The 20,859-nt window shown below is 61.4% G+C and carries 15 protein-coding genes; 12 read left to right on the top strand and 3 right to left on the bottom strand.

The genetic code is table 11. From position 1 onward, the window contains the following. The first annotated feature begins 236 nt into the window (after positions 1-236). From GOQ28_RS10785 to GOQ28_RS10735, 11 genes are all read left to right on the top strand, one after another. Positions 237-2,276: an acyltransferase family protein gene (locus GOQ28_RS10785; RefSeq protein ID WP_160356433.1), complete on the top strand. Its 2,040-nt coding sequence runs from the start codon at positions 237-239 to the stop codon at positions 2,274-2,276. 167 nt (positions 2,277-2,443) lie between these two features. Beyond that, entirely contained in the window at positions 2,444-3,463 is a 1,020-nt protein-coding gene (waaC, locus tag GOQ28_RS10780; RefSeq protein ID WP_160356432.1) for a lipopolysaccharide heptosyltransferase I, read from the top strand. A gap of 18 nt (positions 3,464-3,481) precedes the next feature. Beyond that, a complete protein-coding gene (locus GOQ28_RS10775; RefSeq protein ID WP_160356431.1) occupies positions 3,482-4,927 on the top strand; it encodes a 3-deoxy-D-manno-octulosonic acid transferase in 1,446 nt (481 codons plus the stop codon). 298 nt (positions 4,928-5,225) lie between these two features. Beyond that, the gene (locus GOQ28_RS10770) at positions 5,226-6,332 is read left to right on the top strand and encodes an MraY family glycosyltransferase (protein ID WP_160356430.1); all 1,107 of its coding nucleotides are present in this window, start codon (positions 5,226-5,228) and stop codon (positions 6,330-6,332) included. A 153-nt stretch (positions 6,333-6,485) separates the two neighbouring features. Further along, positions 6,486-7,907, top strand: coding sequence for a mannose-1-phosphate guanylyltransferase/mannose-6-phosphate isomerase (locus tag GOQ28_RS10765; protein WP_160356429.1), 1,422 nt, complete (start codon positions 6,486-6,488; stop codon positions 7,905-7,907). Continuing rightward, on the top strand, positions 7,907-8,719 hold the full coding sequence (locus tag GOQ28_RS10760) for an ABC transporter permease (RefSeq protein WP_160356428.1): 813 nt from the start codon (positions 7,907-7,909) through the stop codon (positions 8,717-8,719). The genes GOQ28_RS10765 and GOQ28_RS10760 overlap by 1 nt, the downstream gene beginning before the upstream one ends. 2 nt (positions 8,720-8,721) lie before the next feature. Beyond that, positions 8,722-10,014, top strand: coding sequence for an ABC transporter ATP-binding protein (locus GOQ28_RS10755; protein ID WP_160356427.1), 1,293 nt, complete (start codon positions 8,722-8,724; stop codon positions 10,012-10,014). Further along, positions 10,014-11,648, top strand: coding sequence for a hypothetical protein (locus tag GOQ28_RS10750; RefSeq protein WP_160356426.1), 1,635 nt, complete (start codon positions 10,014-10,016; stop codon positions 11,646-11,648). Before GOQ28_RS10755 ends, GOQ28_RS10750 begins: the two co-directional genes overlap by 1 nt. Beyond that, positions 11,649-15,743 (top strand): glycosyltransferase, encoded by a 4,095-nt coding sequence (locus GOQ28_RS10745; protein ID WP_160356425.1) that lies wholly within the window; start codon positions 11,649-11,651, stop codon positions 15,741-15,743. Between the two features lie 83 nt (positions 15,744-15,826). Then, a complete protein-coding gene (locus tag GOQ28_RS10740; protein WP_160356424.1) occupies positions 15,827-16,960 on the top strand; it encodes a glycosyltransferase in 1,134 nt (377 codons plus the stop codon). Further along, on the top strand, positions 16,957-18,087 hold the full coding sequence (locus tag GOQ28_RS10735) for a glycosyltransferase (protein WP_336603763.1): 1,131 nt from the start codon (positions 16,957-16,959) through the stop codon (positions 18,085-18,087). The genes GOQ28_RS10740 and GOQ28_RS10735 overlap by 4 nt, the downstream gene beginning before the upstream one ends. Positions 18,088-18,112: 25 nt before the next feature. On the opposite strand, the gene GOQ28_RS18530 is transcribed toward GOQ28_RS10735, so the two are convergent. From GOQ28_RS18530 to GOQ28_RS10725, 3 genes are read right to left on the bottom strand one after another with little or no spacing between them, the layout of a single operon-like run. Beyond that, positions 18,113-18,265: a hypothetical protein gene (locus tag GOQ28_RS18530; RefSeq protein WP_202109691.1), complete on the bottom strand. Its 153-nt coding sequence runs from the start codon at positions 18,263-18,265 to the stop codon at positions 18,113-18,115. Between the two features lie 10 nt (positions 18,266-18,275). Beyond that, positions 18,276-19,124: a type III pantothenate kinase gene (locus tag GOQ28_RS10730; RefSeq protein WP_160356423.1), complete on the bottom strand. Its 849-nt coding sequence runs from the start codon at positions 19,122-19,124 to the stop codon at positions 18,276-18,278. Beyond that, a complete protein-coding gene (locus GOQ28_RS10725) occupies positions 19,121-20,002 on the bottom strand; it encodes a biotin--[acetyl-CoA-carboxylase] ligase (protein ID WP_160356422.1) in 882 nt (293 codons plus the stop codon). Before GOQ28_RS10725 ends, GOQ28_RS10730 begins: the two co-directional genes overlap by 4 nt. A 129-nt stretch (positions 20,003-20,131) precedes the next feature. On the opposite strand from GOQ28_RS10725, the gene GOQ28_RS10720 reads away from it, so the two are divergent. Then, positions 20,132-20,785, top strand: a complete 654-nt coding sequence (locus GOQ28_RS10720; RefSeq protein WP_160356421.1) for an alpha/beta hydrolase — start codon at positions 20,132-20,134, stop codon at positions 20,783-20,785. Positions 20,786-20,859: the final 74 nt, after the last annotated feature.

The raw sequence follows: 20,859 nt of genomic DNA, 5'->3' as shown, positions 1-20,859 counted from the left end.
ATCAGCGGCTAGTATTGGGTCTGGCCTGTATGGATGGAGTCATTTTGCTATTGTCGAATTTGAGTTGGGCCGCAGTCCCCATGCGCGTGTGCGCGGGACTATCTCTTTTGCCGGCCGTCGTCCAGCAGACGGCGCTGCGTGGCTTTCGCAATCCGATGCAAACTGTCGAGGTTGAACCGATGCGCTCGCGCACGGTCCGACGCGAGTCATTGTGAAACCGGGCAGTCTTGGGCCGTATGTCTTCCTATTCCTATTCCCCCGCCTATCGTCCTGATATCGACGGGCTGCGGGCGCTGGCCGTTTTAGCGGTATTGCTCTTTCATGCCGGGGTGGCCGGTTTTGGCGGGGGCTATGTCGGTGTCGATGTTTTCTTTGTCATCACAGGCTATCTGCTGACTGCAAGCTTGTTGTCGAGCCTGTACCAAGACGATTTCTCGTTCTTGGCGTTCTATGCGCGGCGGGCATGCCGGGTCATGCCGGTTTTGACGGTCGTGCTGGTGGGTACGCTGGTGGCAGGGTTTTATGGCCTGATGCCAGACGCTTTCAGCGCTGCGGGCCAGGCGGCACAGCACGCGGCTTATTTTGCCGCCAATTTCTTTTTCTGGGACGATGCCAACAACTATTGGCAGCAGGTATCGCTGGCGACTCAGCCTCTATTGCTGACGTGGTCAGTGGCGGTTGCCGCGCAATTCGTCGTGTTGCTGCCATGTCTCTTGGTATTGATTTTCCGCGGTTGTCGGCGCAGCGCCGCCCACGCTAGCGATGCCGCCCCTCCCATCTGGGTCATCGCGGGGTTGCTGGGGGGGCTGCTGCTGGTGTCGTTAGGGGTCAGCGGTATACAGCTGAGCAGCGATCCCGCCGGGGCGTTTTATCTGTTGAGCAGCAGGGCGTGGGAATTCTTCGCGGGTGGGCTTATCGCGTCTTTAGCTGGCTCGCGGCTGGGCCAGCCCCCGCGCTGGTTGGGTGACATTGTCTCGGTAGTGGGTTTGGTTTGCGTGCTATGGGGCGTATTGACCTACGATTCCACGACCCCTTATCCGGCCGAACATGCTCTGGCGCCCGTTATTGGCACGGCGTTGTTGTTGCTTGGCGGCTGTGCGCCCGAGCGCACGCTGTTAGCGAGAGCCTTGTCCTGGCGTCCGCTGGTGTGGATCGGTGCCATGTCCTTGTCGCTGTACCTGTGGCAATGGCCGCTGCTGGTATTGACGCGGTCACCGGTGTGGACGGTGCATGGATGGCCAGAGATCCCGGGTTGGATGACCCTGTTCGTGACCTTTGCCCTGTCCTGGCTGACGTGGTGGGCCGTCGAACGTCCCTTCCAGGGGAATCGCGACCGCTCGCGTCGGCCTGTCCTTATCCTGACAGGCGCATTGCTATTGACCGCGCTTTCTCTGGCGGCCGGCACCTATGCCGTGCATGCCAGCCGTAGCGATCAGCAGCAGTTGCCGCCCGTATTGACGCAACTCGAACAGGATACGAGCGTCCCGCCAGGATTGGATTGCGAAGGCAAACCTGAACTTGGCCTGATCCGTGCCGGACAATCCGGATGCCAGTTGGGAGAGCCGCCCAAGCCCGATGCCGTGCCTGACTACGTCCTCATGGGCGACTCGCATGCGCGGATGTGGGTCAGTGCATTTGATTCGGTGTCGCGTGATTTGGGTATTCATGGCGTGGCGATGACTTACGCGAATTGTGTGCCGCTGCGTGGCGCGGTCTCTGCCGTTCGGCCGGAATGCGCGCAGATCACACAAGAAGCGATGGACTACGTTGTGCGTTCGCCGATTCAGCAAGTGATCTTGGCGGGCTACTGGATAGGCGCGGCCGAATCGCCGGCCGCACCGACGGACTCCAATCTGGTGTCTACCCCTTTGACGGATTTCAGCAGCTCGTTGCGTGACACCATTCGCTATTTGCAGCAGGCCGGCAAAGCGGTGACGGTGATTCTGGATGTGCCCGAGTTAGAGAGCGACGACGCGCCGCGCGAATTGGCTTTATTGAGCGTGAGCCAGCAGGGTGCGGATGTTTTTGGGCCAACGCTTGCGCAGCATCGCGCACGGCAAGCACCGGTGATCAAGGCTATCGAAGAGGTATGGCCGAAGGTCAAACCGTTCGGGATCGTGGATCCTGTCGTCGATCTATGCGCCGGTGACCACTGCCTCGCGGCGCGCCAGGGGCGCACGTGGTATAGCAGCAAACATCAGCTCACCGATGATGCCGCGCTGGGGTTGAAAGCGGTTTTTGTCCCCTTGTTGCGATCGGTGTCCGCTCCCCGATGACGCACGGATATCACACCTTGTCCGTCATGAAGCGGTGGTTTGTTGTAAATTGCCAGAATTCTGGTTCGGGACCGGGCCGCAGCAGGCCCGGATTACCCCGCAAATAACGCGCGAAGGCCTGCTGGGTTTTTGCATAAATACACCCCGAAGGTTTCTGCTAGTAATTAATGGCAACTCGCATTCTTATCGTTCGCACGTCATCGCTTGGCGATCTCGTGCACATGCTGCCGGCGATTTCCGACATAGCGCGCCACGTCCCCGATGCGGTCATCGACTGGGTGGCGGAGGAAGCGTTCGCGGAGATTCCTAGCTGGCACCCCGCCGTGCATGAGGTGATCAAGGTCGCCCATCGCCGCTGGCGCAAGGCATGGTGGTCGCCCTCGGTGAAAGCCGAGCGTCACGCGCTGGCCGAGCGGCTGCGCTCGGTGCAGTACGACGTGGTGCTCGACATGCAGGCACTGATGAAGTCCGCCTGGTTGGTGCGTCAGACGCGCGGCGTGCGTCATGGGCTGGATTGGCGGTCCGCGCGCGAACCGCTGGCGTCCTTGTTTTATCAGGTGCGCCATCGCGTGGAGTTCTGGCAGCCCGCCGTGACCCGGCAGCGTGAACTGGCCGCTCAGGCCTTTGGCTATAGCTATAGCGGCGCGCCGGACTTTGGACTGCAGGCGTTCGTGGAACAGGCACAGGCCGAGGCTCAGTCGTGCGTCACCGCCGAGTGCTGCGCACGCCCGCATCACCATGTGAATAACGATCGCGGCTATGCCGTCATCATGCCGTCGGCGAGCCGCGAGGATAAGCTGTGGCCCGCGGAAGACTGGCGCGCGGTATTTACCCGGCTGCGCGAGGTGGGATGCACGCTGCGTCTGCTGGCCGGCAATGCCCAGGAATCTGAGCGCGCGCAGGCGCTGGTGCAAGGATTCGACGGGGTAGAAGTGCTGCCGCGGATGGATCTGACGGCGATTGCCCGCCAGCTTGCCGGGGCGCGCATTATGGTGGGATTAGATAGCGGATTGACCCATTTGTCGGCGGCTTTGGGGCGGCCCACGATCGGGATTTATCGTGCTTCGACGCCGGTGCGCACGCCGCTGGTTGGGTCCAGTTTCACCGCCAGCTTGGGCGATCGCGGCGCGCCGCCTTCGCGGGCCGCGGTGCTGGCTTCGGTCGATCAAGCCCTCGCGGCTGGCTAGATATAGGAATCTGCTGACATGCGGCGCGGTACTTACACGCTGGCGTTGTATGTTCTCGCGCCCTTGATCTGGCTGTGGATGCTCAAGCGTGCGCGCCGCGCGGGCGGCGAGTGGGGTATTTGGTCGCCGGCGCGGTTCGGGCGGCCGGTTGCCCAGGACGATATTACCTTTAGCGAGTCGCCAGTGTGGGTCCACGCGGTCAGTCTGGGGGAAACGCGCGCGGCCCAATCGCTCATCCAGGCATTGCTCGACCGGGGACTGCCGGTGCTGCTCACCCACACCACGGCGACCGGCCGTGCGGAAGGGGCGCGTTTGTTTTCCCAAGCGATTCAGTCGGGCCAATTGCGCCAGACTTGGTTGCCGTATGACTTTCCCGGGGCGGTGCGTCGGTTTTTTTCCCATGTCCGCCCGCGTTGCAGCATGTTGATCGAGCGCGAAGTCTGGCCGAATCTGCTGGCCGAGGCTCGGCGTCAGAACATACGCATGGCGCTCGTGAGTGCACGGTTTTCCGAGTCGTCGTTGCGGCAGGCGAGCTGGCTTGGGCGCGCGTTGCGCGAGGCGTTGGGGGGGCTGGATGCCGTCCTGGCGCAGACATCCGAGGATGCAGAGCGACTGCGGCAAGCGGGTGCGCGGGCGGTCACGGTGACAGGCAACTTGAAGTTCGATATGCGCCTGCCCGAGGATCAGCTTCGGGCTGGGCGGGCGTATCGGCAGGCGTTAGGGCGGCCGGTGGTGGTGATCGCGAGTACCCGTGAAGGCGAGGATGCGCTGTTTGCGCGGGCGATACGGGAATGGATAGGGCGCGAGCCAGCGGGTGGCGAAACAGCGGGCGAGTCTGCGACGTACGGTACGGCGACGAATGCGCGGGTTCAAGCGCGGAACAAGGAAACGACACCTCAACCGCCGGTGCTTTTTATTTTGATCCCCCGTCACCCACAACGTTTTGACAGTGCGGCAGAGGCGTTGCACCATGCCGGTCTGTCGTGGTGCCGCCGGTCGCAGTTGGGTGCGCAGTCCTGCGGGTTGGGGCATGGCTGTGCGGCGTCGCTCGGGCATGCCGAGGGTTCTAAGCATGAGTTCGCCATGCCGCCGGCGTCAACCGCCGTCCTACTGGGCGACTCACTGGGCGAGATGACGTCCTACTATGCCATGGCGGATGTGGCCATCGTGGCGGGGAGCTTTTTGCCCTTCGGAGGGCAGAATCTCATCGAAGCCTGCGCGGCGGGTGTGCCCACCATCGTGGGGCCTCACACGTTCAACTTCAAACAGGCTGCGGACGACGCCATCGCAGCTGGGGCGGTTTGCCGGGTCGGTGACGCGGCAGAGGCGTTGGCGTTGGCGTGCGACTTGCTGACCGACGAAAGAATGCGTGCTGACAGAGGGCGTTCGGCTAAGGCATGGGCCTCAACTCATAGAGGAGCCACTGAGCGCACTATCGCGGCACTGGAAGTTTGGTTAGTTTGAGTTGCGTTGTAATTGTTACTCATAAAACGCGAAGTTGCTCATTTATCTCGAATAAAATGACAAGTTTTAGGAATTTCCTTTTCTCTTAAAATACGCGGCACGCCTTTGTGTTTACAGCGACCGGCGATCCTGATTTGTCCCTTGCGAACGCGCAGTCGTGTTTAGGAGGAGGGTCGATTGTTGCACGGTGCATCCTCTTCCAAGGCCAGGATCAGGAAATCGACCCCATACTCCCATTTGGATTCCGGCCTATACAATCCGCTCGGGCTGCCCTTCGGCGGTTTATACAAGTTACATTATGCAATACCTGTTGACCGCATTTCTCACTTCGCTCGTGCTGACCGCATTAATCGTGCGCTGTCGGTTTTGGCATATTGGACATATCTTCGACTCCGAACTGGATAGTGTCCAAAAGTTTCACGCCAAACCCGTGCCGCGGGTAGGCGGGGTGTCCTTGGTGATTGCCATGCTCGCCACCTGTATCGTGGCTGCTTTTCGAGAAACCGCCGAGCTGCCGGATTTGTTGTTGCTCCTGGTTTCGGCCATGCCGGCGTTTCTGGGTGGCTTAGTGGAGGACCTCACCAAGCGTGTACGCGTGGTGACGCGGCTTGGGCTTGCTATGGCGTCAGGTGCACTCGCATATTTTCTCCTCGATGCAGCGGTAGTGCGCGTGGATATCATCGGACTGGACTGGCTGTTGCAGTACACCGTGATTTCGTTTTTGTTTACGATTTTCGCGATAGGCGGCGCCGCTAATGCCTTGAACATCATCGATGGCTATAACGGGCTTGCCGCGGTGGTCTCCGCCATGATTTTCGCGGGGTTTGCCTACGTGTGTTTTTACTTGGGCGACCGGATGCTGCTCATCGTGGCTCTGGGCATGCTGGGCGGCGTCGTCGGCTTTTTGTTTTGGAATTATCCCAAGGGACACATATTTCTAGGTGATGGTGGGGCGTACTTTCTAGGCTTTATGGTCGGTGAACTGTCCGTGCTTTTGCTTGTACGGCATCCTGAAGTTTCCGCATGGTTCCCATTGCTGTTATGTATTTACCCCGTCTTTGAGACCTTGTTCTCCATCTATAGGAAACGCTGGTTGCGCGGAAGCTCGCCGGGCGCACCTGATGGCGTGCACCTGCACATGCTGATCTACAAACGGGTGGTGCGGTGGGTAGTGGGCTCGCGCGAGGCTCATCATCTTACCTGGCGCAATTCGCTGACTTCACCCTATTTATGGTTGCTGTCATCGCTGGGCGTGATTCCGGCGGTGCTGTTCTGGCAGATGCCGGTCATGTTGATGATATGTGTGCTGGCATTCGCCACGGGATACGTCATGTTGTATCGGAAACTGGTCCTATTCCGAATTCCCAAATGGATGGTTGTTAGGCGAAAACGTCATGGGCGGTAACCGTCGCGTTGTAAGTTGAATATTTAAGTTTCCGACTGCGAGCCGAGCGTGACGTCATTGAGCCACAGACTAAAATCGTTATCGTTTTACCATCGAAAGCTCCGTTTTACGCTTAGAAGCCGCCATTACCTTTAACGCTATCAAGGCACCTTCATGCTGATCTCTGTTGTCCTGTCTGGTGGGGCGGGTACCCGTCTCTGGCCCGTATCGCGCGAGGGTTATCCCAAGCCATTCATGAAGCTCGCGGATGGCGAAAGTCTGCTGCTAAAAACTTACCGGCGCGCGGCTACCGTGGGTTCCTCGGAGATCTTGACGGTCACGAATCGCGATTATTACTTTATGAGCAAGGACGAAATGGCCTTGGCGCAGCTTGACGTGTCCAGCCGTTTCCTGCTCGAGCCGGCGGGCCGTAATACAGCGCCGGCCGTGGCGATGGCTGCGCGTCTAGTGGCTGAGCGCCATGGGCCTGATGCCTTGATGCTGGTGCTCCCGGCCGACCACCTGGTCCAGGATCAAGCGAGTTTTGCCCAAGCGGTGTCACGCGCCCAACGCTTGGCCGAACAAGGCAAATTGGTCACCTTTGGCATTATTCCCACCGGGCCTGAAACCGGCTTCGGTTACATCGAGACCGGCGCGGATCTGGGAGAGGGTAAGCAGGTAGTGCGCTTTGTGGAAAAGCCGTCGCTGGATAAGGCGCGCGAGTATGTCGACTCGGGACGCTTTGTCTGGAACTCAGGCATGTTCTGCTTTAAGGCGGGCGTTATCTTGCAAGAGCTGGCCGCGCACGCTGCCGATGTGGATGCCGCCACGAGTGTGTGCTGGAATGCCGCCTTGGCTCAAGCTGACAAAAGCCTCGCCATGGTGGAGATCCCCGCTAACGAGTTCGCGGCGGTGCCAGATATCTCGATTGATTATGCGGTGATGGAGCGATCGGCCAACGTGGCCGCAGTGCCCGGCGATTTTGGGTGGAGCGATATCGGGTCGTGGTCGGCTGTGCGTGATTTGACCGCACCGGATGCTGATCAGAATCGCGCGGCCGGCAACGCGATGTTCGTCGATAGCCGTAATGTGTATGTGCAGAGTGCCGATCGCCTGGTGGCAGCCGTGGGCGTAGAGGACTTGCTAGTCATCGATACGGCCGACGCTGTGCTGGTAGCGCATCCGGACAAGGCACAAGAGGTCAAGCAAGTCGTCAAGCGTCTTAAGGACCAAGGTCACGAAGCCTATCGCGTGCACCGCACTGTGACTCGGCCCTGGGGTACCTATACGGTGCTCGAAGAAGGTCCGCGGTTTAAGATCAAACGCATCGAAGTCAAGCCCGGCGCCAGTCTGAGCCTGCAAATGCACCACCATCGCAGTGAGCATTGGATCGTGGTTTGCGGGATGGCACGCGTCATCAATGGCGATCGCGAGCTGCTCGTCGGGGCCAACGAATCCACCTATATCCCTGCAGGCCACAAGCATCGTCTTGAGAACCCCGGCGTGCTGGATTTGGTCATGATCGAAGTCCAGAGCGGGGAATACTTAGGCGAAGACGATATCGTGCGGTTCGCGGATATCTATGGGCGGGCGTGATGGTTGGCAAGTTGAAGAACCTGGCCTATCTGCGGCCGATCTGGCGTTACCGCGGATTCATTCTGCAGACGGTCAAGCGAGAGTTCCAGGCGAAATACCGTAATTCCACGCTGGGCGCCGCCTGGAACATCATCCAGCCGTTGGCGATGATTCTTGTCTACACCCTTATTTTTTCGCAGGTCATGCGTGCGAAATTGCCGGGTGTGGACAGTCATATGGCATACAGCATTTATTTGTGTGCCGGCATTCTTACCTGGGGGCTGTTCGCGGAAATCAGTGGTCGATGTCTGAATGTCTTTCTTGATAATGCCAATCTGCTCAAGAAGGTCAGTTTCCCACGCATCTGCCTGCCGGTCATCGTCGTGCTGGGCGCGTTGATGAACTTTGCGATCATCTTCCTGCTGTTCACAGTGGTGCTGGTCATCACAGGCAATTTCCCTGGGCGTGCGCTGCTGGGACTTGCCCCTCTGCTTGTTATTCAGGTGTTGTTCTCCATGGGGCTGGGGATGATGCTGGGTGTGATGAATGTCTTTTTCCGGGACGTGGGGCAGTTCTTCACGGTCGCAATACAGTTCTGGTTCTGGTTTACGCCCATCGTGTATCCCTTCAGCATCCTGCCGCCGACCGCGCAACACCTCATGCAATGGAATCCCATGGCGCCCCTGATCGGCGGCTATCAGAAAATCATGGTGATGGGTCAATGGCCTGACTGGTCGGCGCTCCTGCCGGTCTTTGTGCTTTCCCTTGTGCTGTGCGCGGGTGGTTTATATCTGTTTCGTCGCCATGCAGGTGACATTGTCGATGAGCTTTAAACATGAGCAGCATCTCGGTCAAAGGGTTGGGTAAAGCCTACAAGCAATACGCCAATCGATGGAGCAAGCTGGCAGACTGGGTGTTGCCGTGGGGAGGCCCGCGCTACACGCCCAAATGGATTCTGCAGGATGTCAGCTTCGAGGTGGCGCGGGGCGAAGCCGTCGGCATCGTGGGCGTCAACGGCGCCGGCAAAAGCACGCTGCTGAAAATGATCACGGGCACGACCCAGCCCACCACTGGTTCGGTCCAAGTGAACGGGCGTGTGGCGGCCTTGCTGGAACTGGGCATGGGGTTTCATCCCGAATTCACCGGGCGCCAGAATGTGATGCTGACCGGGCAGATGCTCGGCCATTCCGCGCAGGAGATGGAAGCTCTGATGCCCAGCATCGAGAAATTCGCGGATATTGGCTCGTATATTGACGAGCCCATTCGCGTCTATTCCAGCGGAATGCAGGCCCGCCTGGCCTTTTCCGTGGCTACCTGCAGCCAACCCGACATCCTGATCGTCGACGAGGCGTTGAGCGTGGGTGATATCGCGTTCCAGGCGAAATGCATGCAGAGAATGAACCAGCTCCTGGAAGCCGGCGTTACGATTTTGTTCGTCAGCCACGCGCTCAACCAGATCAGGCAATTCTGCCAGAAGGCGGCCTATATAAAAGATGGCCGATTACGGGCATATGGACCGGCCTCTGAGGTGTCGGACCTCTACCAGAATGACCTGGTGTCCGGAGGCCATATTGATGAGCCGGCGCCCGGCCCGGCTGCCGGACCGCCATCGTCGGCGCCCGTCAAAGCCTCGACTCAGCGCGATCCCGACTTGCGCAAATATTCCGTCGCCAGTGACGCCGGGTCGCTGGACCTGGAGTTCATGTGGTTCAAAGTGTTCGACGCAGCGGGCAGGCAGGTGTCGGTCTGTCGCAAGGACGATGAACTGACATTCCGGGCATGCATCACTGCGAACAAGGCGGTGCCTGCAGGGGCAGCGGTGGGTCTTCTGATCGCGGATAAATCCGGCTATCACCTGTTTGCCTGCAATACGAACTACTACGACGTGTTTTTGCCGGCGATGCAGGCAGGCGAAAGCATTCTCGTGAGCTGGTCGTTCAAGATGCCCCTGGTGGCGGGGGAATTGCGGATCGATAGCGGTATCAAGCCCGATCCTTTCTCGGGTGAATTTTATGACCGGGTGTTCTGCATCCAGACGTTGACGCTGGCCACCAGTCCCGCCTTATTGAAGAAAAACTTTGGTGGCTATCTGTATGTCGATGCGGATGTAAAGGTGGACAAAATCTGATGGATGCCGATCGCATCATTAAGCGCGTTCTGTTTGTGGGGGATCCCTTCCGGGGCGACCAGGCAGAGAACGTACGCAAGACGCGCCAGCTTTTTTCCGCGGTATGTGTCGAGCTGGGGCTTCAGACCGAAGAGCTGGTCACGGAGGTCAACTGGCAGACCGAGGTCGAACAATGGTTGCCCGGCTGGCAGCGGTCAATGGGTCAGCGAGCCAGCGCGTTGGCGGACCTCGATCTGTCCGACAGCGCGGTCATCGGTTTCGAGTTGCCCAGCGTCGAAAGAGCAGACTTGACGGCGCGAGGGGTCCCCTGGATGGCCGTCGATATACATCCCCTGCGGTTTCTGGACGATCTATACCTGAACGTCACGACCTCGTTCCCCTGCGATTTGTCCGCGCTTGCCGCGAGCCCCGGCGCGCTGAGTCTGCAGGTGCAGGCCCTGAAGTTGCGCTACGGCCTTTCGATGCCGGCGCCGCATCCGAGTACGCTGGCCATCTTTGGGCAAACGCTCATCGACAAGAGCATCTTCTACGACGGCAAATTCTGCACCTTGCTGGATTACCTGCCCGCGCTCGATGCCCATGCGCAACGCTATGATCGGGTGTTTTATCGTCCCCATCCCTACATGCGGGACGACAAGCTCGACCAGTTCATCCTGGATCGTTACCAAGCGCAATCTCACGATGATCGGGACGTGTATCGCTGGCTGCTGTCCGGCGAGGTCGACGCGGTTTGCGCGATCAGTTCTTCGATTCTTGAAGAGGCGGACTGTTTCGGTCTGGACACTTTCGCGCTGGAGCCGCGCGCCGCGCGCGCCGGACATGCGGTCAGTCTGCGCGCATTGATCGCTTCCACGCAATTATGGGCGGCGTTTTTGCCCGGCGTGGCCATTCCTCGCAGTTTAAAAGCGCTTGGCGATGCCGTCCCCGCCAACTTTGTCCGCAGCGTTTTCTCCTCCTGGAGCTTCGTCAGTGAAAAAGACGAACTGAACGCCAGACTGTCTGCGACCGAAGCCGAGATTCACCAGGTCCGAGCAGAGTTGGCGCAGACGCAGTCGGACCTGCGGCAAGCACAGCGCGTGCAAAGAATTCAGGTTCTGCGTCAGGCGCGGCGGATGCGGCGCCTGCAACGCGTGGTGCAGCGGGACACCCACGACATGCGGGCCGAGATACACCGGTCTCAGGACGAACTGCATAGCGTCTATACAAGCCGTTCATGGCGTATTACCGCGCCTCTGCGGTGGGCGGCAAGGCGGTGCAAGGCCTTGTGGGCGAGGGCCAAGACCACGCCTGGGCATGAGTCGGCTGGAGAGCAGGTAATGAAAGAACGGATCAAGGGGGCCGCGTCCCGCATGCTTGGACGCGTCAACCGGATGCTGTTGAAGCATCCGGAAATGAGAAGAAGGGTGCTGGCCAGCTTGAGCCGGTTTCCGAGCCTGGAGAGGCGGCTGCGGATTCTGTTTTCCCAGCAATTTCGGCAAGAAACCCATACCCGTTCCCCGGCGTGGGACCAACCTTCTGCTGCGGCGGACGGTCAGCTTGGCCTGCCCGACGCTACGTCGGAGTTCGGGGTGGCGAATAACGCCCACAAGTCGCCCCTGGAGCGTGAATTTCGGCGTTATCGCAACCTAAAATAAATGAACATACTCGCCTTTTGCTTTTTCCCCGCTTACACGCCCCCCGGCAGTGGCGGCGAGTCGCGGCTCTTCAATTTTTATCGCGCCTTGAGCCGACATCATCAGGTGACGCTGATCACCTCGGCGGGGCCGCACGACGCCGAGCAGACTATAAATCACGGCGTGAATTTCATTGAACGCCGCGTGCCGAAGGATGGCGCGTTCGGGCAGCAGTGGCAGGCGTTGTTGCCTAGCGGCAGCGGCGGTGACCTCTCGGCGCCTTGTCTGGCGAACTGCGCGAAGTATCCGTCACGGCTGCATGAGGTTTATCTAGAGGAATATGGGGCCGCGGACGTCATCGTTCATGATTTTCCCTTCATGATCGACTATGACATTTTTTTGGGTTTGGACGAAAAGCTGCGCGTCTACAACGCCCATAACTGCGAGAGCAAGCTGTACAGGTCGCTGCATCCCTCAGCGCAGTCGGCCACGATTCACGCCATCGTCGATGAGGCAGAACGCCGGCTTCTGACGCATGTCGATCTGCTGCTGTACTGCGCTGCTGAAGATCTGGACGCTTTCCGCGAAATGGCGCCCGAGGCCACTTATAAAGCGGTGTATGCGCCCCACGGCATTGAGCCGGCACAAAGGCGCGCTGCGGCGCGCCAGGCCTCTCAACCTATGCGCGCTTACTTTATCGGTAGCGCACATCCGCCTAACGTAGCGGCGGCCAAGTTCATCGCCGAACAGCTTGCGCCCGAGCTGCCTCAGGTGCAGTTCGATATTGTTGGCCAATGTCTGCCCGAAGGAAGCTACGGCCGAAACGTGCGGCGTCACGGCATGGTGAGCGAGCCGGAGAAGGTCCGCATCATGTCGGGCGCCGATATCGCTCTCAACCCCATGACCGAGGGCAGCGGCGCCAATATCAAGGTGCTGGATTATTTGGCCTCGGGATTGCCGGTGATGTCCACGACGTTCGGCATGCGCGGCGTGAACGCCATCGCGGGCCGGGACTATATCGAGGCACCGCTTGCGCACTTCGCCGACGAACTCAGGGCCTTGGCCGGCGATGCTGAACGGCTGGCCGGGATCGCCCGGGCAGGCCATCAGCTCGTGCTCGATTCCTACACCTGGAATCGGATCGCCGAACAGATCTCCGGGGTCTTCGAAAGCGCGCGTGAAGACAAGGGCGCCGTTCCGTTTGAACGCTTCGTGTTGGCATTGAATGACTATGACTCGTTCGGCAGTGTGGGCGGAGGCGGCACGCGCAGCAAGGGGCTATACCAGGCCGTGAGCTGCGAATTCCCCGTCGTCTTCCTGTGTTATTCCAACGACGATCGTCTGCAACTGCGCCGCGAAGGCGCCGGCATCGTTGTCATCGCGGTGCCCAAGAGCGACGCGCAAAAGAACAAGCAGGCCTGGTTTTCGGCCCGGTTCCATATGTCGGTGGATGATGTGGTGGCCAGCCACCACTGTGCCGAGCAGAACCTCTTTCATGCCCTATATCGTGTGCTGAGAACCCGTGCGCGTATCGTGGTCCTCGAGCACTGCTATCTGGTGCCCTTGCCAGCCCGATACGGGGACCGCTACATCTACTCCTCGCATAATGACGAAGCGAGTATGAAGGCGTCCATCCTGCGGGGACATCCGGATTATGAAGCACTGATGCAGCGGGTGGAGCTGCTTGAAGGTCATGCGGTCGAGAATGCGGCCATGACATTGTGTGTCTCCGAGGACGATGCGCATGGCCTGCTAAAGGGCAAACAGGCCGGCGGACCCATGCTCGTCATTCGCAATGGGGCGTCCGAGCCCGCGCCTGAAGAGCAGGTGCAAGCCGCACGCGCCTCGGTCGCGGCGCTGATCGGTGAGCGGTCCGTGGTGTTTTTGGGGTCCGCGCATGGCCCCAATGTGGACGCCGCCAACCATCTGGTCCGTCATGTTGCGCCCCGCTGTCCCGATGTGCAATTTCATCTGGTAGGGTCCGTTTGTGATGCGGTGCCGGACCGCCGCGACAATGTGCACGCCTGGGGGGTGGTGGACGACGCGCGAAAATGCGCCATTCTCGGCGCCTGCAGCGTGGGCCTGAATCCCGTGGTGTCGGGCGGCGGCTCGAACATCAAGATGGCCGATTACATTGCCAATGGCCTTTATGTGATTTCGACAGACTTCGGGGTACGGGGTTACCCCGAAGCCGTGCAGCGCCACATCATGCCCGCCACGCTGGAAGACTTCCCCGCAGCCATACGGCGCAGCCTCGACGATGCCGGCTTGCATAGCGCGGCCGCCAAAGCGAGCCGTCGGTTGGATTTTTCTCAGCACCTGTCAATGAAAGCGCTGGGTGGGCAGCTCACCCACGCGTTGCGCGAGTTGGAGGTCCCCAAAAAGCGCATCCTGTTCGTCGCTTATCGCTACACAGCTCCCGCTCTTGGTGGCGCGGAGGTCCATATGGATACCTTCTTGCGCGCGTTGGGCGAGAGTGGCCGCTTTATGGTCGACGTGGTCGCGCCCGAGGTGAGCGAGATCCGCAACCACTTCAGATTCACTGAGCGATACGGTTTCGACGCCGAATGCTCGGCGCCTTACGGTGTGCCCAATCTACGTTTCGCCCGATTTGCGGCGTCAGCATCGGCGCCCGTTGATTCGGACCGTCAGCTCGCGCGGATTTGGCGGGCTCAGCCACGTTTCGAGCAGGCGCTGAGCGATCTGTTGGCTCCGCGCTACCGGCAGGCCGGTCTCACCTGGGGCTGGGCCGACCCGGAAGGGCAGGGCGAAACGGCCATCCGTTGGGCGATGACGGAGTGCGCCCTCTATGCGCCGCAGGATACCGAGATCACGGTGCGTGGCCGTGCCGGGCGACCCTTGTCTGTTGCCGTCACGAACGAGGGAACGCTGATCGATCATCGGGCGATCACAGGCACGTTTGAACTGAAGTTGAACGTCAATGCCGGCGAGGTGATATTTAACACCTCGGGTCCGCAAGTCGACGGCGATCCCCGGCCGCTGGGTTTTTTGCTGACGGATTTGTCCATCGGCGGGCAACGCGTGGACATCGGAGCGGACACGCTGATGAAAAAAGCTGTCGCCGCCCTGGACGCGTTCGAAACCTTCAGTCTGATGGACCGCGCAGCAGGGGCTGGCCGAGGCGGGCGAGACCTCAGCCTGACCGATTCTCGGGGGCCCTGGAGCCGGGGGCTCGAGGCGTTCGTCCGCGAACAGGTTTCTGCCTACGATCTTGTCGTGACCAACAACAACGTCTTCCGACCGGCCGTCCTCGCGATCAGCGAGGCGCGGCGTCAGGGCGTGCCATCTATCCTGATTCCGCATGCTCACCTGGATGACGATTTTTATCATTTCCCGGACCTGCGGGAAAGTGAGCAGCAGGCCAGCCTGGTCCTGGCCTCGCCTTCGGTAGCCGCCGATTTCCTGAGAACGAAAGGCAGTAACGCCATCTACTTGCCCGCCGGGTGCGACACGACGGAGCAGTTCAGTGAGGCAGACGAGCTCGCCTTTAGAGAAATCCATAGGTCCGACAGACCCTTTGTCCTGGTGTTGGGGCGCAAGTCGGGCGCCAAAGGCTATGTCTCGGTCATCGACGCCGTCGGACAACTGAATGCGCAGGGCGTCGCACTTGACGTCGTGCTCATCGGGCCGGATGACGACGGCCGGCTCGTAAGCGCGTCCTACGCGAGCTATCTGGGACGGCAGCCACGCAACGTGGTGCGAGGGGCACTGCGCTCAAGTCTTATGCTCTGCAACATGAGCAGCAGCGAGAGTTTCGGCATTGTGCTGCTTGAGGCTTGGCTCGCCGGCACGCCTGTGGTCGCCAATCAACAATGTGCGGCCTTCCGTGACCTGGTCGAACACGAGCGCAATGGTCTGCTCGCCGACAAGGACAGCCTTGCGCCCGCCATCCGACGTTTGTATGACGATCCGGCGCTACGCCATGCGCTGGCCGAGCAGGGGGCCCAGACGGCGCAGGCCCACAGCTGGGCGGTCATCCAGGAAAAATTCGTTAGCCTGTGTCTGGAGCTTGCTCATCCAGAGGGTGCGCCCGCTCAGCCGACCGGTGCGGCTCGCGTGGCCACGCCGGTCTCGCAGGGCGCCAGCGGTGCGTGAGGATGCAGCGATGAGCCGAGTCATGAAGGTATGTCCCCCCGTGCCTGCCGTACACGGCGACCGCGCCATGGAGGGAGGCTGACGTGCGCGTAGGGATTGATGCCAGACTCCTGTCCCAACCCATCGCCGGGATCGGGCGTTATTTGTGGCAACTGTCGCGTGAACTGATTACCCGTGAGGCCGAGTTCCGCCTGTACATGCCCAGTCGGCCTTTGGTGGGCGACTGGGACACGGCGAACACTCGAGTAAGGGCGGGCGCCATTAGCGGCCGAGCCGGCCGCATGCTATGGTCGCAAACCGTTCTGCCATGGCAGGCGGCAAGGGACGGGGTAGATGTCTTCTGGGGGCCAGCGCACCGCCTGCCCCAGTATCTGCCCGCACGAATCGCTCGCGTGGTCACCATCCACGATCTGGTGTGGAAGTTTGCGGGCGAAACGATGCGGCCCCTCAGTCGCTGGATGGAGGCCCGCTTGATGCCGCAGGCCATCGCCCTGTCGGACCGCATCATTGCCGTATCGCATAGCACGGCTCAAGCCATTGAGGAGGAGTTCCCCTCGGCACGCGGCAAGGTGCGCGTTATCCCTTTGGGGGTCACCCCGATGGCGGCACCAGGAAAGCGCAGTGCGCTCGCCCCGTTAGGCGTGGTCAGGCCTTATTTTCTTTTCGTGGGCACGCTTGAACCACGCAAGAATCTGCATCGCTTACTCAAGGCCTATGCGCGCCTGCCGGCGTCGCTGCGGCAGAACACGCAATTCGTGTTGGTCGGCGCCAAGGGCTGGGGCGGGGTGGATGTGGCGCAACTTGTCAGCCAACTCGGCGTGGCTCGCGATGTTGTCCTACCAGGATATGTTGATGACGCGCAGCTGGCTACCCTGTACGCTCACGCACAGTTTCTGGCCATGCCTTCACTCTATGAAGGCTTTGGCTTGCCGCTGATAGAAGCGATGTCTTGCGGCGTTCCGGTCCTTACGTCGAATCTCTCTTCAATGCCCGAAGTAGCCGCCGATGCCGGCTTTTTCGTCGATCCCCTCGATGAGGTTTCCATCGCCGATGGATTGGCGCGCCTTCTTGCAGAGGATGCCTTACGTCAGAGCTTGGCTTCCCGGGCGCGCTGCATTGCCAGCCGGTACTCGTGGGAGCAGGCCGCGCGCTCGACCTGGCAGGTCTTCGAAGAGGCGCAGCTGGAAAGACAGGCGCTGCGAGGAGAACGCGTGTGAACGGACCTTTGCGTGCTCTGCACGTCTACCGCTGCTATTACCCGGATCCTCCGGGCGGCGTCGCCGAGGCGATCCGGCAGATCTGCCTTGCCACATCGGAATACGGCGTAGAGAGCGCCATATTTGCGCTTTCGCCCAATGCCAGGCCGGTGCAGCTGCGCCAGCCCGAAGGCACGGTGATCCGATCTCACTCCTGGGCCGCGCCCGCTTCCTGCGATATGGGCGGCGCTGTTGCATTTAGCCGTTTTGCGCGAGCGGCGCGCCAGGCGGATGTGGTTTGCTATCACTTTCCCTGGCCCTTCGCGGACCTGCTGGATTTGGTCGCGCGCCCGCGTGCGCCTCGGGTGCTGGTTTACCACTCCGACATCGTGCGGCAGCGTTGGTTGGGCCGGGTATACGCGCCCCTGATGCGACGCACGCTGTCTTCAGCCGACACCATCGTGGCTACCTCACCCAACTACGCCGCCAGCAGCCCGGTGCTGTCCGACCCGCACTGGAGCGGTAAGGTGCGCACCATTCCGCTGGGCATTCTCGAGTCCGAGGAACCCGAAGAGACGGGCGTGCTTGATCGGCTCGGCTTGCTCGAGGGACAGCCATTTTTCCTCTTTTTGGGGGCCTTGCGCTATTACAAGGGACTGCATACCCTGGTGGCCGCCGCCCGCCGTGTCAACGCACCCATTGTGATCGCCGGTTCGGGGACGGAGGAGTCGGCTCTACGCCTGCAGAGCATACGCCTGGGCGCTGACAATGTGCGGTTTGCCGGTCAGGTCTCGGACGCCGAAAAAACGGCGCTCATGCGGCGCTGCCACGCTTTTGTTCTACCCTCGCATTTGCGCTCGGAAGCCTACGGCATGGTGCTGGTCGAGGCGTCGAGATGGGGCCGGCCCCTGATCTGCTGCGAGATCGGGTCCGGGATGTCTTTTATCAACGTCCAAGGCGAGACCGGTTTGTTGGTGCCGCCAGAAAACCCGGAGGCCCTGGCGCGGGCCATGAATACATTGCTCGGCGACGGTGCGCTGGCGTCGCGGCTGGGCGATGGCGCTCGCGCGCGATACGAGCGGATGTTTTCGGGGCCCGCGTTGGGCGCTTCGTATGCCGCGTTATTCAAGGAACTCGCTGGGCGCTGAAGGCCCCGTGTCCGCTGTCGCCGCGTCAGCGTTTCAGCGTCACGCGTTCGGCGCTGAGTTCCTGGCCGACCCTGCCACGGTCCCGCCCCGCATCCTCCGGCCGCGGCGCCACCCAGCCCTGACCCAGCGCGTATAGCCACACGTTCGCCACGACAATCAACAGAAATAGCACACGCATGATGAGGCGCTCAAAAAGACAGGGGGTCGGGTTGCGCGGCGATCAACGCCAAGCCGTCCAGGACGGGCCGATCCAGATAATAGGCCGTGGGGTGCGTGTTTGGCGAGCCGCCGGTCTGTTTTAGCAGACGCTGCATTTCCTGCTCGACCTCCGGCCAGCTGCCGCCGGCCACGAAAAGCGTGGCGGCTTGGCCGTAGTAACGGCAGGCCGCCAGCCACTGGCGCAGGACAGCGCCGGCCTGCGCCGCGGCGATACCGGAGGCAATCGCCTGATGCGTGTCGGTCGGAAACTCGGTCACCTGCCCATTGGCCAGCGGCAGATGCGCGGTGCCTCGCGCCAGGGAGCTGCGCATCAGCACCGGGCCGGGGAGAATCAGGCCCCCGATGAAGCTGTCGTCCGGGCCGACCGTATCGATCGTGGTCGCCGTGCCGAACGACGCCAGCACATACGGCGGATGAGCGCTGGGCAGGCGACTGCGCACGCCCAGCAGCGCCACCAGGCGGTCCGCGCCCAGTTGGGTCGGCTCGGTGTAGCGGTTTTTCAGATAAAGCAGTTGTTCGCGCGAGGTGATCCACCGCACGGGACATCCGTGCCGGGCCAGGGCGTCATGAATGCCTTGCGCGCGTTCCGGACCCGCGACGTTTACCCCCAGCGCCAGACGCGGTGTCTGGGGCAGCGTGCCCAGCCAGTCGCCCAGCGCGTGCGGGTTCAGATTGTCGAACGCGACCGCGGCCGGCTCGCGACGCATGAGCGGCCCAGCAGTTTGCCCGTTCGCGGTTGTCTGCGTGGCGGCGTCTTCGGTGGCTGTCAGCCAGCCGACCTTCAGGCGGCTGTTGCCGGAGTCGATCAGCAGGATCAAGGTGTGTGCTCCGTCTGGCGCGGCCGAATGGAGATTTCTCCCACGGTGATGGGAACGCGCCGCCCGTCCGTCTGCACCATCAGCCGCCCATGCTCGTCCAGACCGTCCGCGATGCCGCGATATAGCACCGTCCCCCGGTCGATGACGTCGATTTCCCGTCCCGCCAGGGCGTCGAGGCGGCTGAAGCGTTCGATGAAGTGACCGAACCCATGTCTTTCCAATTCGTCTATGGCGTCGCGCCAGGCACAGACCGCGGCACAGACAAGATCGGCCGCGCTCACCGCTTGCGCGCCTGTGTGCTGGATGACGGTATGCCAGTCGGCAATTGGACGGCTCAGGACCTGCGACAGACGCTCGGCGTCCGACATATTCAAACCCATGCCGATAACGATGGTGGGCGTCTGCGGCAGGGTCGGGTGGCGGGCCGATTCCACCAGAATACCGGCTAATTTGGCGTCGTGCCATTGCAAGTCGTTCGGCCACTTGACGCGCAGAGCGTCTGGCTGGTGTGGCTCGGCCTCCTCTCCTGCGGGGCGCGCCAGGCGGCGCAGCGCCTCGGCGGCGGCCAATCCTGCCAGGGGCGAAAGTGCTGGCAGCCGGACCGAAGGCAGGCGCACCGGCAAGGCGCAAGAGAACATCAAAGTCGCGCCCGCGCGACATTGCCAGGGTCGTCCCGCGCGGCCGCGGCCCGCATCCTGATGGTGCGCGCCCAGCAGCATCGGGCCGGTACTGTGGCGGGCGCGCACGAGCAGGTCTGCATTGGTCGAGCCGGTCGAGACGGTCCAGTCAATACTTTCAAAGCCGTCCAATCGCGCGGACAGCTCGCGAGCCAGCGTTTCGGGTGCAGGCAGACCAGACGGAGGAGTGTCGATGAGCATGGCGGCGATTGTAGGACACGCAGGGCCGGCGAGGGGGCGCGGCGCGTCGCGAGCCGATCCACCTGGCGTGAGGCAGTTGTCGTCCGGGGTTGTTAACATGCAGGCTGCTTGTTTTTACTGCATACGCTCATGTCCGCTCGCACCGAAATCCAAGGCTTTGCCGGCCAAGCCGGTCGTATTGATTGCGCCATCGACTGGCCGGCGGACACGCCGCGTGGCTGGGCACTGGTGCTGCATCCCCATCCCTTGCAAGGCGGCGCGCGCGATAACAAGGTCGTGACCACGATCTCGCGCGCTTGCGTGCAGCATGGCCTGGTGGCCGTTCGGCCCAATTTCCGCGGTGTGGGCGCCTCCGAAGGCGAATTCGACCGCGCACGGGGCGAAACCGAAGACATGCTCGCGCTGGTCGAACAGATCCGCGCACAGTATCCGGAGTGGGCCAACGCCGCGTGGGCCCTGGCCGGCTTTTCGTTTGGCACCGCTGTGGCCGCGCGCACCTATGCCGGCCTGGCGGACGCGGGTGATACCGCGTTGCCGTCGGCGCTGATGTTGATGGGCGCGGCCGTTCAACGCTTTCAGGACAGCGAGGTCGCCGTGCCCGCCGATACGCTGATGGTGCATGGCGAACAAGACGAAGTCGTGCCGCTGTCTGAAACGCTGGACTGGGCACGCCCGCGTGATGTGCCCGTGGTCGTCGTGCCCGGCGCTTCGCATTTCTTCCATGGCAAATTACTGGTGCTGCGCGCGCTCGTTCAGGCGCGTTTGAAGGTTGCGCTGGATTGATGGGTGTGGCGTTCCTATTTGCTCCACGCGGAACGTTTGCGTTCGCGCGCGGTCTTATCGCCTGCCTATAATGA

Source organism: Bordetella sp. 02P26C-1, from assembly GCF_009763255.1.
Lineage (GTDB): Bacteria > Pseudomonadota > Gammaproteobacteria > Burkholderiales > Burkholderiaceae_B > Bordetella_A.
The sequence above is the reverse complement of the archived record's forward strand: the minus strand, read 5'-3'. Positions and strand labels throughout refer to the sequence as shown.